This window comes from Enterobacter sp. QK-SA4, from assembly GCF_056856775.1.
In genome coordinates this window covers 3,631,890-3,646,322 of record NZ_JBXFXH010000007.1, presented here as the reverse complement: position 1 = coordinate 3,646,322, position 14,433 = coordinate 3,631,890, and the positions used below count along the sequence as shown (strand labels likewise).

The window sequence follows — 14,433 nt, the reverse complement described above, 5'->3', positions numbered from 1 at the left end:
CTCCGCTTGAAAATTCCCCCCCTTATCCCCATCTCTCACTCAACGTTTTAAAACCCCATTAAATGGCATTGTTGAGGTCGACATAGATGAAAGGACAAGAAACCCGTGGTTTCCAGTCAGAAGTAAAACAGCTTCTGCACCTGATGATCCATTCCCTGTATTCCAACAAAGAAATTTTCCTGCGTGAGCTGATTTCCAACGCCTCGGACGCGGCGGACAAGCTGCGCTTCCGCGCGCTGTCTAACCCGGACCTGTACGAAGGCGACGGCGAGCTGCGCGTGCGCGTCTCGTTCAATAAAGAGAACCGCACCCTGACCATCGCCGATAACGGCATCGGGATGAACCGCGACGAGGTGATCGACCACCTCGGCACCATCGCCAAATCCGGCACCAAAGCGTTCCTCGAGTCCATGGGCTCTGACCAGGCGAAAGACAGCCAGCTCATCGGCCAGTTCGGCGTGGGCTTCTACTCGGCGTTTATTGTGGCCGACAAAGTCACCGTGCGCACCCGTGCGGCAGGCGACAGCGCCGAGAACGGCGTCCTGTGGGAATCCAAAGGGGAAGGCGAGTACACCGTTGATGACATCACCAAGGCGGATCGCGGGACCGAAATCACCCTGCACCTGCGTGAAGGGGAAGACGATTTCCTGAATGACTGGCGCGTGCGCTCCATCATCAGCAAATACTCCGATCACATCGCGCTGCCGGTTGAGATTGAAAAACAGGAAGAGAAAGACGGTGAAACCGTGGTTTCCTGGGAGAAAATCAACAAGGCGCAGGCGCTGTGGACGCGCAACAAGTCTGAGATTAAAGACGACGAGTACAACGAATTCTACAAGCACATCGCCCACGACTTTACCGACCCGCTGACCTGGAGCCACAACCGCGTGGAAGGTAAGCAGGAGTACACCAGCCTGCTGTACATTCCGGCACAGGCACCGTGGGACATGTGGAACCGCGATCACAAGCACGGCCTGAAGCTGTACGTGCAGCGCGTGTTCATCATGGACGACGCCGAGCAGTTCATGCCGAACTACCTGCGCTTTGTGCGCGGTCTGATAGATTCCAACGATCTGCCGCTGAACGTTTCGCGTGAAATTCTGCAGGACAGCACCGTCACCCGTAACCTGCGCAACGCCCTGACCAAACGTGCGCTGCAGATGCTGGAAAAACTGGCGAAAGACGATGCTGAAAAATATCAGACCTTCTGGAAACAGTTCGGCCTGGTGCTGAAAGAAGGCCCGGCAGAAGACACCGCGAACGTTGAAACCATCGCCAAACTGCTGCGCTTCGCCTCTACGCACACCGACTCCTCCGCGCAGACCGTGTCGCTGGAAGAGTACGTCTCCCGCATGAAAGAAGGGCAGGAGAAGATCTACTACATCACCGCTGACAGCTACGCGGCGGCGAAGAGCAGCCCGCACCTGGAGCTGCTGCGTAAGAAAGGCATCGAAGTGCTGCTGCTTTCTGACCGCATCGACGAGTGGATGATGAACTACCTGACCGAGTTCGACGGTAAATCCTTCCAGTCTGTTGCCAAAGCCGACGAATCCATCGACAAGCTGGCGGATGAAGTGGACGAAAGCGCGAAAGAAGCAGAGAAGGCGCTGGAGCCGTTCGTTGAGCGCGTGAAAACCCTGCTGGGCGAGCGCGTGAAAGAGGTGCGCTTCACGCACCGTCTGACCGACACTCCGGCGATTGTCACCACCGATGCCGACGAAATGAGTACTCAGATGGCGAAGCTGTTCGCTGCGGCGGGCCAGGCGGTACCGGAAGTGAAATATATCTTTGAGCTTAATCCGGATCATCCTCTGGTGAAACGCGCGGCGGATACCCAGGACGACGCCCGCTTTGCCGAGTGGGTTGAACTGCTGCTGGATCAGTCCCTGCTGGCCGAGCGCGGCACGCTGGAAGATCCTAACCTGTTCATTAAACGTGTGAATGCGCTGCTGCTGGCGTAATTGAGCACGCCTCCCCTGGCCTTCTCCCTCTCCCGTGGGAGAGGGCCGGGGTGAGGGCACCAGACCACACTAACCCAAATAATCTCCCCTCGTTAACCGTTTCAGCCTTCCCGCCTTCCTTGAGCGATGCCCGTTCTGGTGGTATTGTTTAGCGCTTTTGAAAAATTGAAACGACTTTTGAGGGGATTTTCGCAATGCGTATTATTCTGCTTGGCGCTCCGGGCGCGGGTAAAGGAACTCAGGCTCAGTTCATCATGGAGAAATACGGTATTCCGCAAATCTCCACCGGTGACATGCTGCGCGCCGCTGTAAAATCTGGCTCCGAGCTGGGTAAACAAGCGAAAGACATCATGGACGCAGGCAAGCTGGTGACCGACGAGCTGGTTATTGCTCTGGTCAAAGAGCGCATTGCTCAGGAAGATTGCCGTAACGGTTTCCTTCTGGACGGCTTCCCGCGCACCATTCCTCAGGCTGACGCCATGAAAGAAGCGGGCATCAACGTGGACTACGTTCTGGAGTTCGACGTGCCGGACGAGCTGATCGTTGACCGTATCGTTGGCCGTCGCGTACACGCTGCTTCTGGCCGCGTTTACCACATCAAATTCAACCCACCGAAGGTTGAAGGCAAAGACGACGTGACCGGCGAAGAGCTGACCACCCGTAAAGACGATCAGGAAGAGACCGTGCGTAAACGCCTGGTGGAATACCATCAGATGACCGCGCCGCTGATCGGCTACTACACCAAAGAAGCGCAGGCGGGTAACACCAAATACGCCAAAGTTGACGGCACCAAAGCCGTGGCTGACGTACGTGCAGAGCTGGAAAAAATCCTCGGCTAATCGCGCGCCTCTCACCCGGGCTCCCGGGTGAGAAATATTCTCATCTTACCTATTACAGCAATGGGTTTCGTTTAAACGCATTTCCGCTACAATTGACAACCTATCAAATGGTTAAGAGGCGTGAATGAGTCAGGCGAAAACCGGCATCCTGCTTGCCAATCTGGGCACTCCAGAAGCACCTACATCAGACGCGGTAAAACGCTACCTGCGACAATTTTTAAGCGACACGCGCGTCGTGGATTTCCCGAGACTGCTGTGGTGGCCGCTGCTGCGTGGCGTCATTCTGCCGATTCGTTCTCCGCGCGTCGCCAAACTCTATCAGTCCGTCTGGATGGAAGAGGGCTCGCCGCTGATGGTTTACAGCCGTCGCCAGGAAAAAGCGCTGGCCGCCCGCCTGCCGGATATGCCCGTCGCGCTCGGCATGAGCTACGGAAAACCGTCCCTGCAAAGCGCGGTGGAATCACTGCTGGCGCAGGGCGTGGACCATATCGTCGTGCTGGCGCTCTACCCGCAATACTCCTGCTCGACGGTGGCCGCCGTCTGGGACGAGCTGGCCCGCATTCTGGCGACCCGCCGCCGCATTCCGGGCGTGACCTTTATTCGCGACTATGCGGATAACGATCTCTACATCAAGGCGCTTGCCAACAGCGCGCGCGCGTCGTTTGAAAAGCACGGCGAGCCGGATCTGCTGCTCCTTTCCTATCACGGGATCCCGCAGCGTTTCGCCAATGAAGGGGATGATTATCCGCAGCGCTGCCGCGATACCACGCGCGAGCTGGTCTCCGCCCTTGGCCTGCCGCCGGAGAAGGTGATGATGACCTTCCAGTCGCGTTTCGGCCGCGAGCCGTGGCTGACGCCGTACACCGATGAAACCCTCAAAATGCTGGGTGAGAAGGGCGTGAAGCACATTCAGGTGATGTCGCCGGGCTTCTCGGCTGACTGTCTGGAAACGCTGGAGGAGATCGCGGTGCAAAACCGGGAATTTTTCCTTGAGGCTGGCGGCGAAAAGTACGAGTACATTCCGGCGCTTAACGACTCGCCTGAGCATATCGACATGATGGTCTCGCTGGTAACGAACAGCCGCTGATCGCACTCCGGGCCGGGTTTGTGCTACCATTCCCGGCCCATATTCTTCGTACAGTTCAGACCATGAAATTTCCCGGTAAACGCAAATCCAAACACTACTTCCCCGTCGATGCCCGCGATCCGCTCCTGCAGCAAATCCAGCCTGAAAACGAAACCAGCGCGGCATGGGTCGTCGGTATCGATCAGACGCTGGTAGACATTGAAGCGAAAGTGGATGATGCGTTTGTCGCCCGTTACGGTCTGAGCGCCGGTCACTCGCTGGTGATTGAGGACGACGTTGCCGAAGCGCTGTACCAGGAGCTGGTGCGCGAAAACCTGATTACCCATCAGTTCGCCGGTGGCACCATCGGCAATACCATGCATAACTACTCCGTGCTGGCCGACGACCGCTCGGTGCTGCTCGGCGTGATGTGCAGCAATATTGAAATCGGTGGCTATGCCTACCGCTATCTCTGCAACACCTCCAGCCGTACCGATCTGAACTACCTTCAGGGCGTCGACGGGCCTATTGGCCGCTGCTTTACGCTGATTAGCGATTCCGGCGAGCGTACTTTTGCCATCAGCCCGGGTCATATGAACAAGCTGCGCGCCGAAAGTATTCCGGAAGAGGTGATTGCGGGCGCCTCGGCGCTGGTGCTGACCTCCTACCTGGTGCGCTGTAAGCCGGGCGAGCCGATGCCGGAAGCGACCATGAAGGCGATCGAGTACGCGAAGAAATACAACGTGCCTGTCGTTCTGACGCTGGGCACGAAATTTGTTATCGCCGATAACCCGGAGTGGTGGCAGGCGTTCCTGAAAGAGCACGTCTCGATTCTGGCGATGAACGAAGAAGAGGCCGAAGCGTTGACCGGCGAAAGCGATCCGCTGCTGGCGTCTGACAAAGCGCTGGACTGGGTTGATCTGGTGCTCTGCACCGCCGGCCCGGTTGGGCTGTACATGGCGGGCTTCACGGAAGAAGAGAGCAAGCGCAAAACCCAGCACCCGCTGCTGCCCGGTGCGATTGCCGAGTTCAACCAGTACGAGTTCAGCCGCGGCATGCGCTACAAAGATTGCCTGAATCCGCTGCGTATCTACTCTCATATCGCGCCATACATGGGCGGGCCGGAGAAGATCATGAACACCAACGGTGCGGGCGACGGCGCGCTGGCCGCGCTGCTACACGACATCACCGCGAACGCCTACCACAAAACCAACGTGCCGAACTCCAGCAAGCACAAGTTCAGCTGGCTGACCTATTCCTCGCTGGCGCAGGTGTGTAAATATGCCAACCGCGTGAGCTATCAGGTGCTGAACCAGCACTCTCCGCGCTTAACGCGTGGGCTGCCGGAACGGGAAGACAGCCTCGAAGAGGCCTACTGGGACAGATAAAAGCAAAACGGTAACCCTGGTTGCCGTTTTTAGTGTTTGTTCCCTCTCCCAGAGGGAGAGGGTCAGGGTGAGGGCATCAGGCCGCACCAACTTACCCCGTCACAGCCTCTTCAACCGGCGGTTTCTCCAGCAGCGTCAGCATGGTATTGGCAATCTCGCGCTCGCCCATCACCACCTTATCTGCCCCGCGCTCGGTAATGTACTCCACCTCGTCGTCATAGTGCGCCCGGGCGATTATCTCAATCGTTGGGCACTTCGCGCGCGCGGAAGCCACAATCTCGCCCGCTTCATAGCCGTTAGGTATGGTCAGCAGCAGCCAGCGCGCGCAGTCCAGATGCGCCAGATTCATGATCTCTTCGTTTGCCGCATTGCCCAGCACCGCACGAATCCCGCGCTCGCGCAGCTCGTCGACGCGGGTGCGTGAGGTCTCAATCACCACCAGCGGAATGCCCTGCGCCATTAGTTTCTCACCGAGCAGGCTGCCCACGCGGCCAAAGCCGACCAGCAGGGCGTGGTTGCAAATATCCACAGGGATCTGCTTCTCTTCTTCGATGGCCTCTTCGAGCGTCTGTTCTTCCAGCGTTTCGGTTTTATCGAGGTATTTTTCCAGCAGGGCAAACAGCACCGGGTTCAGCATAATCGACAGGATCGCCCCCGCCAGCACCAGGTTTTGTCCCGCCTGCGGCAGCAGGTTCAGGGCCATGCCCAGACCGGCCAGAATAAAGGCGAACTCACCGATCTGCGCCAGGCTGGCGGCGATGGTCAACGCCGTACGAGGGGAGTGGCCGAACATTCTCACCAGGAAGAAGGCGGCGAGCGACTTACCAAAGATGATGATCGCCAGCGTACCCAGCACGGCCAGCGGCTGGTGAATCAGGACCATCGGGTCAAACAGCATCCCGACGGAGACGAAGAACAGCACGGCGAAGGCATCGCGCAGCGGCAGAGTGTCGTGCGCCGCGCGGTGGCTCAGCTCGGATTCGTTCAGCACCATCCCGGCGAAGAACGCGCCCAGGGCAAAGGAGACATCAAACAGCTCTACGGCACCAAAAGCGATACCCAGCGCCAGCGCCAGCACGGAGAGGGTAAACAGCTCGCGGGAGCCGGTTGCCGCGCTGCGGGACATGATCCACGGCACCAGACGGCGTCCCACCAGCATCATGATGGCGATAAACGCCACCACCTTACCGATGGTGATACTCATATCCAGCGCCAGCGAGGCCAGGCCGACGTTGTCTTTTTCCATCATCCCGGCGACGGCTGGCAGCAGCACCAGCGTCAGGACCATGACCAGGTCTTCCACAATCAGCCAGCCTATCGCGATTTGCCCGCGCTGGCTGTCTATCAGCTGTCTCTCCTCAAGCGCGCGCAGCAGCACCACGGTACTGGCGGTTGAGAGACACAGCCCAAATACGATACCGGTCATTAACGACCAGCCCAGCACCGCCGAAAGCGCCATCCCCAGCAGCGTCGCCACCCCAATCTGGGCGATCGCTCCCGGTATGGCGATCGACTTTACCGCCATCAGATCCTTCAGGGAGAAGTGCAGGCCGACGCCAAACATCAGCAGAATCACGCCCAATTCCGCCAGCTCAGGGGCCAGTTTGGTATCCGCCACGAAGCCTGGCGTAAACGGTCCCGCCAGTACACCCGCTAACAGATAGCCGACAAGAGGAGAAATACGCAGCTTATTGGCAATCATGCCGAGGATAAAAGCGAGCACAAGTCCACCAACAATGGTGGTGATAAGCGGTGTGGCGTGGTGCATTCCGTCTCCTTTCGTTGTGGGTGTTCCTTTTTGGCGAAAACCAAAAAACCGAGTAATAGTTTATGACAATTTTTACCCTTATGTTTATGAATTATTGTTGAAGTTTGAATAAAACAGCAATATGCACGTAAAAAAGCGCGTTTTGATAAATTAAGCGAGGGGATGAAGAAGAAACCCTTATGGCATCAGGGCATCAGGTAGCCAAAGTTAAACTTTGGCTACCCGTAATTTACGCTTTATGACGGTTATCAGGCAGGAATATGGTCAACATCCCAAGAAGCGGCAGGAAAGCGCAGATTTTATAAACCAGGAAGATGCTGGTGTGATCCGCCACCATCCCTAAAACCGCTGCTCCAAGCCCGCCCATGCCGAAGGCGAAACCGAAAAAGAGCCCGGAAACCATACCGATACGGCCAGGCAGCAGCTCCTGGGCATAGACCAGAATGGCGGAAAAGGCGGATGCGAGGATAAAACCAATGATCACGGTTAAAATCCCCGTCCATTCAAGGCTGGCGTACGGCAAAATAAGGGTAAACGGCGCCACGCCGAGGATAGAGCCCCAAATGACATATTTACGCCCAATCTTATCACCCACAGGCCCGCCAATAACCGTACCGGCCGCGACGGCGAACAGGAAGGCAAACAGGTGGATCTGCGCATTCTGTACCGATAATCCGAATTTTTGCATCAGATAAAAGGTGTAATAGCTGCTGATGCTCGCCATATAGAAGTATTTCGAGAAAATCAGTACCAGCAGCACGGAAACCGCCAGGATAACCTTGTTGCGCGGCAGGGGATTGATAACCTTCGCTTTAGGTTTACCTTTATTCACGCGATGCTGAGCGGCATACCAGCGGCTGATCTGCGCCAGCACGATGATCGCCAGCAGCGCGGCCAGCACAAACCAGGCCACGTTGCCTTTACCATAAGGGGCAATAATCACCGCGGCCAGCAGCGGGCCGAGAGAGCTACCAAAGTTACCGCCCACCTGGAAGAGAGACTGCGCCAGACCGTGACGTCCCCCGGAGGCCATGCGCGCCACGCGGGAAGACTCCGGATGGAAAACGGACGAGCCGGTGCCCACCAGCGCGGCGGCAATCAGCACGGCTTCAAAGCTCCCCGCCATGGCCAGCAGCACCAGCCCGCTTAGGGTGAAGCACATGCCTATCGGCAGCGACCACGGCATCGGATATTTATCCGTCCAGTAGCCGACCACCGGCTGCAGCAGTGAGGAAGCCAGCTGGAAGGTCAGGGTGATCATCCCGATCTGCACGAAGGTGAGTGAGAACTCGGACTGCAGCAGCGGATAAATGGCCAGAATCAACGACTGGATCATATCGTTGAGCAGGTGCGAGAGACTGATTGCGCCTAAGACTTTAAAGGAGGTGCGCGACGTCGGCGCGCCCGGAACGGGCTGGGTTGATTCACTGATTGCCATAGAGAGAAGTACCACGTTTTTCGTTATTAGAGATGCAGGGTGTAATTATTATCCGACTAACATACCCGCCCGGGACATTTGAAGAAAGTCGCAATTCTGAAAACTTATTTGTCTATTCTTGTTAGTCACTGTAATTTTTGCCTTTGTCTATTGGTCAGGGAGAGAGAAGATGAAGTTAATGAAGCGGGGCGTCGCGCTGGCGCTCATCGCCGCATGGGGCCTGGTAAGCCTGCCCGCGCAGGCGTATGAAAAAGACAAAACCTATAAAATCACCATTCTGCATACCAACGATCACCACGGTCATTTCTGGCGCAGCGAATACGGCGAATATGGCCTGTCGGCACAAAAAACGCTGGTGGACGGCATTCGTAAAGAGGTGGCGGCCCAGGGCGGCAGCGTGCTGCTGCTGTCGGGAGGCGATATCAATACCGGCGTGCCGGAATCCGATTTACAGGACGCGGAACCTGATTTTCGCGGCATGAACCTGATTGGCTACGACGCGATGGCCGTGGGTAACCACGAGTTCGATAATCCGCTGACCGTGCTGCGTCAGCAGGAAAAATGGGCCAAATTTCCCTTCCTCTCCGCCAATATTTACCAGAAAAGCACCGGCGAACGTCTGTTTAAGCCGTGGGCGCTGTTTAAGCGCCAGGATCTGAAAATTGCGGTCATCGGCTTAACCACTGACGATACGGCGAAAATTGGCAACCCCGAGTTCTTTACCGATATCGAATTCCGCAAACCGGCAGACGAAGCGAAGCTGGTAATCCAGGAGCTGCAGCAAAACGAGAAGCCGGACGTGATTATCGCCACCACGCATATGGGGCACTACGACAACGGCGAGCACGGCTCTAACGCGCCCGGCGACGTGGAAATGGCGCGCAGCCTGCCTGCGGGCTCGCTGGCAATGATTGTGGGCGGTCACTCACAGGATCCGGTGTGCATGGCCTCGGAGAACAAAAAGCAGGTGGACTACGTGCCGGGCACGCCGTGCGCGCCGGACCGTCAGAACGGTATCTGGATTGTTCAGGCGCACGAGTGGGGCAAATACGTCGGCCGGGCGGATTTCGAGTTCCGTAACGGCGAAATGAAGCTGGTTCATTATCAGCTCATCCCGGTCAACCTGAAGAAGAAAGTCACCTACCCGGACGGGAAAAGTGAGCGCGTACTCTACACGCCAGAGATCGCTGAAAACCAGCAGATGCTCTCCCTGCTGACGCCGTTCCAGAACAAAGGCAAGGCGCAGCTGGACGTGAAAATCGGCACGCTGAACGGTCGTCTGGAGGGGGACCGCAGTAAAGTTCGCTTCGTGCAGACCAACATGGGCCACCTGGTGCTGGCGGCGCAAATGGCGCGTACCGGCGCTGACTTCGGCGTGATGAGCGGCGGCGGTATTCGTGATTCCATCGAGGGCGGAAACATTACCTATAAAGACGTCCTGAAGGTGCAGCCGTTCGGCAACGTGGTGGTCTATGCGGACATGAGCGGGAAAGAGGTGATTGACTACCTGACCGCCGTGGCGCAGATGAAGCCGGATTCCGGGGCCTATCCGCAGTTTGCTAACGTCAGCTTCGTCGCGAAAGACGGCAAGCTTAATGACCTGAAGATCAAAGGCGAACCGGTTGACCCGGCTAAAACGTACCGTCTGGCGACGTTAAGCTTTAACGCCACCGGCGGCGACGGCTATCCGCACATTGATAACAAACCGGGATACGTGAATACCGGCTTTATTGATGCGGAAGTGCTGAAGCAGTTTATCGAGCAGAATTCGCCGATTGACGTGAATGCCTACGAGCCGAAAGGTGAGGTGAGCTGGCAGTAGTGGTGTGCGGCCTGATGCCCTCACCCCAACCCTCTCCCACCGGGAGAGGGTGCGAACACAAAAAACGGTAACGCCTGTTACCGTTTTGCTTTTACCTCGCAGCCGCCACCGGGCTATTTTCTCAATCCCGGCGCGCAATATCCGCAAACTTCGCGTCCAGCATTTTCGCCAGGTCACCCGCCGCCAGCTCGATATCCAGCCCGCGTTTGCCGCCGGATATAAAGATGGTTTCAAACTCCTGTGAAGGGGCATCAATCAGCGTCGGCAGGCGTTTTTTCTGCCCGAGCGGACTGATCCCGCCCACCAGATAGCCCGTGGTGCGCTGCGCCACCATCGGATCCGCCATATCCACCTTCTTCGCCCCCAGCGCTTTGGCGACTTTCTTCAGATCCAGCTGTCCCGCCACCGGAGTAACCGCGACGGCGAGGTGTTTCATATCGCCATTCACCGCCACAAGCAGCGTTTTATAAACCTGGTCCGCATTAAGCCCCAGCTTGCGCACCACTTCATCACCAAAGTTAGTTTCATGCGGATCGTGATCGTAAGTGTGGATCCGGAAAGAAATGTTGTTTTTTTCGAGTAATTTAACGGCGGGAGTCATAGCTATCCTTCTTACGACAGACAAATCATGCCCACAGCATACGCCTGACGTTTGTCTAAAAAATAGCACCATCTTGCGCAATAGTATTGGCAGTGATGGTCACTTTGAGCGACAATCGGCTCAACCGAAGGTCTCCTTCGGCATAATAAAAACGATGAAATTCCTCTTTGACGGGCCAATAGAAATATTGGCCATTTTTTTATTTCAACAGTGACGGCAAATTCCCTTCCCCGTACAAATGTAACGCCCCAACCGCCACCACGTAATGCCCCGCGGGCAAAGCATGCAGCGTCTCTTGCCAGGCTTTGTTACGCGCGTTCATCAGCACATCATACAGCGATTCGCTGAACGTCGACGGTAACGCCAGCTTGCCGTCCGCAGGCGGCGCGTCCAGCCACCAGCCAATCATGGTCTGCAGCAGGCGCGCGTTGGTGTGCCAGTGGGTCAACGTATCATCTAGCAGCATCAGGCCGTCGTCGGGAAGGTGTCGCAGAAGCGCAATCTGGCTGTCCGTCCCTTCCAGCTCGATGACGGGCAGGCTGCGCGCCCTTGCCGCGTTCAGCAGCTGATAATCAATGCCGTAGTCACCGCGCAGTCCCAGACGCTGCGCCTGCGTGGCCTGCAGCACAATCGCAATTTGCCAGAGCGGCAGGGTGTCAATCATGGAGAGCGACACGCCGGTTTCATCCGCGACGCGCGTCAGTTCGGCAAGCCGGGCATCATCCAGACGTTCCGCCAGGCTGAGATCGCTTTCGAGCCCGGCAAACGGCGACTCCTGACCCGAAATGTCCGCCTCAACGACCAGCGCGTCGGCGCGTTTCAGCAGTTTAATCAGCCCGGGTGGCAGGGGAGACATATCCTGTGTACCCATATGGATGCTGCCGACCAGATGCAGGTGCTGCCCGCCGGGGAGAGAGATATCCAGACCGGGCCAGGCGTAACGGCGAGGAAAGAGGGCGCGAAACGATGCTTTTATACGATTAAACAGACCCATACGCGCTCCATGAATGGAAAGGTTCATGCTAGCGCGTACGGGTACAAGGTTCAATCCTTCGGTTTAAAGCGCAGCAGACGGTTGGCGTTGCTCACCACGGTAATGGAGGAGAGCGCCATCGCCGCGCCCGCGACCACCGGGTTAAGCAGCGTGCCGGTCAGCGGCCATAAAATCCCGGCCGCGATTGGGATACCGAGGGTGTTATAGACGAACGCTCCCAGTAAGTTCTGCTTCATGTTGCGCAGCGTGGCTTTTGAAATGGCCAGCGCGTCGGCAACGCCCATCAGGCTATGGCGCATCAGCGTAATCGCAGCGGTTTCGATGGCGACATCGCTCCCGCCGCCCATGGCAATCCCCACGTCCGCCTGGGCCAGCGCCGGGGCATCGTTGATGCCGTCGCCGACCATCGCCACCTGACGACCCTGACTTTGCAGCTTCTTGATGGCGTCCGCTTTACCGTCCGGCAGCACGCCTGCAATGACCTCATCAATTCCGGCTTCTTTCGCGATGGCGTTGGCCGTTGTCGGATTGTCCCCGGTCAGCATCACCAGACGATAGCCCGCACGGTGCAGACGCTGCAGGGCGTCCACGCTGTCCTGGCGAAGCGGATCGCGCACGGCCAGCAGCGCGGCGGCTTTGCCATCTATCGCCAGCAGAACCGGCGTGGCGCCCTGAGACGCCTGCGCCTTCAGCTCGCTTTCCAGCTCGGCGATATCAATACCGTTTTCATTGAGCAATGCCTGGTTACCCAGCAGCAGCGCGTGGCCTTCTGCTTCACCGCTGACGCCGAGCCCGCGCAGGGTGCGGAAATTGCTCACCTGCGGCAGGGCAGATGCATTGGCTTTATCGAGAATGGCGCGCGCCAGCGGATGGCTGGATCCTTGCTCCAGCGCGGCGGCGAGACGCAGCGCCTCCTCTTGCGCGATGCCTGAGGTAGTGACGGCCACCACCTGCGGTTTGCCTTCGGTCAGCGTGCCGGTTTTATCAAACACCAGCGTGTCGAGGGTGCTGGCCCGCTGCAGCGCGTCCGCGTCCCGCACCAGTACGCCAAATTCGGCCGCGCGGCCTACGCCGGAGATAATTGACATCGGCGTCGCCAGGCCAAGGGCGCAAGGACAGGCGATGATCAGCACCGTGGTGGCGATCACCAGGGTGTAAACAATCTGCGGTGCCGGGCCGAAGAAATACCAGATCGCCGCGCTCAGCAGGGCAATGCCGACCACCACCGGCACAAAAATGGCCGAGATTTTGTCTGCAAGCTGGCCAATTTCCGGCTTGCTGCTCTGGGCCTGACGCACCATGCGGATAATACGCGACAGCGTCGTGTGGCTGCCGACGGCGCTGGCGGTAAACAGCACGCTGCCGTCCTGCACCACCGTACCCGCATGAACGGCGTCGCCGTCTGTTTTCTGCTGGGGAATGGGCTCGCCGGTCAGCATCGCTTCATCCAGCCAGGCTTCGCCCTGGGTTATCTTGCCGTCAACGGGAACGCGATCGCCCGTCGTCAGGCGCAGCGTCATGCCGGGCTGAACTTCCGCCAGCGGGACGCTTTTCTCCCCCTCGTCCGTGACCACGCGGGCCGTCGGCGGGGTTAAATCAAGCAATCTTTCCAGCGCTTTCGAGGAGCGCTGACGGGCGCGGGCTTCCAGCATATGGCCCAGGTTAATCAGGCCGATAATCATCGCGCTCGCTTCATAGTAGAGATGGCGCGCCTCCATTGGGAACCACTGGGGCCAGACGTTCACGCTCATCGAATAGAGCCACGCCGCGCCGGTACCGAGCGCCACCAGCGTATCCATCGTCGCGGTGCGGTTTTTCAGGCTCTTCCAGGCGCTAGTGTAAAAATGCCCGCCTGCAAACACCATCACCGCAAGGGTAATCAGGCCAATCACCAGCCACAGCGTGCGGTTGTCAGCGGTGACCATCATGTTGTCACCCATCATGCCCCACACCATCACCGGAATACCCACCAGCAGGGCGACAATCGCCTGCCAGCGGAAGCGCTTCATGGTGGCGATAGCCGTTTCCTGCTGGCGCTCGCGGCGTTCGGCATCATCTTCGATGGCCTCCGCGCCGTAGCCCGCTTTTTCAACGGCCTGCACTAAATCTGCGGCGGAGGCGCTGCCCATCACCAGCGCAGTGCGCTCCGCGAGGTTTACCCGTGCCTGCGCGACGCCCGGTACGGCCTGCAAGGCGTTTTGTACCCGGGAGACGCAGCTGGCGCAGCTCATGCCGTTGATCAGCAGCTGTTGGCTGTCGTCAATATCATCAGCAGCCGGAAGCTCAGGAGTGGCCGCTGTCAGCGCTTCCGACGGGGATGATGACTCTGCCAGCGGTTTAGCCTTTGGGTGGCTTAACTCCGCCCCGTAACCGGCCTGCTTGATGGTATCAATCAGCGCATCCGCGCTGGCGCTGCCTGTTACGGCGGCATGATCGATAGTCACGTCAGCGCTTTCAACGTCAGGGCGCTGTTCCAGGCTTTCTTTAACGCGTTTGACGCAGTGGCCGCATGAGAGGCCGTCCAGCGTCAGGTCGATAGTGTGAGACATAACAAAA

General features: G+C 57.9%; 10 protein-coding genes. 5 read left to right on the top strand and 5 right to left on the bottom strand.

Features of this window, described 5'->3' with window-relative positions:
- Positions 1 to 86: 86 nt before the first annotated feature.
- From htpG to AC1VYI_RS19205, 4 genes are all read left to right on the top strand, one after another.
- Complete coding sequence (htpG, locus tag AC1VYI_RS19220) at positions 87 to 1,961, top strand: molecular chaperone HtpG (RefSeq protein ID WP_059446554.1); 1,875 nt, start codon at positions 87 to 89, stop codon at positions 1,959 to 1,961.
- 194 nt (positions 1,962 to 2,155) lie between these two features.
- The gene (gene adk / locus AC1VYI_RS19215; protein WP_006809841.1) at positions 2,156 to 2,800 is read left to right on the top strand and encodes an adenylate kinase; all 645 of its coding nucleotides are present in this window, start codon (positions 2,156 to 2,158) and stop codon (positions 2,798 to 2,800) included.
- 124 nt (positions 2,801 to 2,924) lie between these two features.
- Complete coding sequence (gene hemH / locus AC1VYI_RS19210; protein WP_023310610.1) at positions 2,925 to 3,887, top strand: ferrochelatase; 963 nt, start codon at positions 2,925 to 2,927, stop codon at positions 3,885 to 3,887.
- Between the two features lie 62 nt (positions 3,888 to 3,949).
- Positions 3,950 to 5,254, top strand: coding sequence for an inosine/guanosine kinase (locus tag AC1VYI_RS19205; protein WP_023310611.1), 1,305 nt, complete (start codon positions 3,950 to 3,952; stop codon positions 5,252 to 5,254).
- A gap of 91 nt (positions 5,255 to 5,345) precedes the next feature.
- Here the strand turns inward: AC1VYI_RS19205 and ybaL are convergent, their stop codons facing one another.
- Together ybaL and AC1VYI_RS19195 are read right to left on the bottom strand one after the other, a co-directional pair.
- Positions 5,346 to 7,022, bottom strand: a complete 1,677-nt coding sequence (gene ybaL, locus AC1VYI_RS19200) for a YbaL family putative K(+) efflux transporter (protein WP_059446552.1) — start codon at positions 7,020 to 7,022, stop codon at positions 5,346 to 5,348.
- A 229-nt stretch (positions 7,023 to 7,251) separates the two neighbouring features.
- The gene (locus AC1VYI_RS19195) at positions 7,252 to 8,460 is read right to left on the bottom strand and encodes an MFS transporter (protein ID WP_045356441.1); all 1,209 of its coding nucleotides are present in this window, start codon (positions 8,458 to 8,460) and stop codon (positions 7,252 to 7,254) included.
- Positions 8,461 to 8,629: 169 nt separating this feature from the next.
- Between AC1VYI_RS19195 and ushA the strand changes: the two genes are divergently transcribed.
- Positions 8,630 to 10,282 carry a bifunctional UDP-sugar hydrolase/5'-nucleotidase UshA gene (gene ushA / locus AC1VYI_RS19190; protein WP_023310614.1) on the top strand — a complete coding sequence of 551 codons (1,653 nt, stop codon included), beginning with the start codon at positions 8,630 to 8,632 and terminating at the stop codon, positions 10,280 to 10,282.
- Positions 10,283 to 10,403: 121 nt separating this feature from the next.
- On the opposite strand, the gene ybaK is transcribed toward ushA, so the two are convergent.
- The 3 genes from ybaK to copA form a co-directional block, all read right to left on the bottom strand.
- Entirely contained in the window at positions 10,404 to 10,883 is a 480-nt protein-coding gene (ybaK, locus tag AC1VYI_RS19185; RefSeq protein ID WP_134866730.1) for a Cys-tRNA(Pro)/Cys-tRNA(Cys) deacylase YbaK, read from the bottom strand.
- 199 nt (positions 10,884 to 11,082) lie between these two features.
- A complete protein-coding gene (locus AC1VYI_RS19180) occupies positions 11,083 to 11,877 on the bottom strand; it encodes a TraB/GumN family protein (protein WP_134866729.1) in 795 nt (264 codons plus the stop codon).
- A gap of 50 nt (positions 11,878 to 11,927) precedes the next feature.
- Positions 11,928 to 14,426: a copper-exporting P-type ATPase CopA gene (gene copA / locus AC1VYI_RS19175; protein ID WP_134866728.1), complete on the bottom strand. Its 2,499-nt coding sequence runs from the start codon at positions 14,424 to 14,426 to the stop codon at positions 11,928 to 11,930.
- Positions 14,427 to 14,433: the final 7 nt, after the last annotated feature.

Bases quoted from the DNA above. Each gene is read 5' to 3' on its own strand.
- htpG (WP_059446554.1), top strand. From the start codon at position 87: ATGAAAGGACAAGAAACCCGTGGTTTCCAGTCAGAAGTAAAACAGCTT.
- adk (WP_006809841.1), top strand. From the start codon at position 2,156: ATGCGTATTATTCTGCTTGGCGCTCCGGGCGCGGGTAAAGGAACTCAG.
- hemH (WP_023310610.1), top strand. From the start codon at position 2,925: ATGAGTCAGGCGAAAACCGGCATCCTGCTTGCCAATCTGGGCACTCCA.
- AC1VYI_RS19205 (WP_023310611.1), top strand. From the start codon at position 3,950: ATGAAATTTCCCGGTAAACGCAAATCCAAACACTACTTCCCCGTCGAT.
- ybaL (WP_059446552.1), bottom strand. From the start codon at position 7,022: ATGCACCACGCCACACCGCTTATCACCACCATTGTTGGTGGACTTGTG.
- AC1VYI_RS19195 (WP_045356441.1), bottom strand. From the start codon at position 8,460: ATGGCAATCAGTGAATCAACCCAGCCCGTTCCGGGCGCGCCGACGTCG.
- ushA (WP_023310614.1), top strand. From the start codon at position 8,630: ATGAAGTTAATGAAGCGGGGCGTCGCGCTGGCGCTCATCGCCGCATGG.
- ybaK (WP_134866730.1), bottom strand. From the start codon at position 10,883: ATGACTCCCGCCGTTAAATTACTCGAAAAAAACAACATTTCTTTCCGG.
- AC1VYI_RS19180 (WP_134866729.1), bottom strand. From the start codon at position 11,877: ATGGGTCTGTTTAATCGTATAAAAGCATCGTTTCGCGCCCTCTTTCCT.
- copA (WP_134866728.1), bottom strand. From the start codon at position 14,426: ATGTCTCACACTATCGACCTGACGCTGGACGGCCTCTCATGCGGCCAC.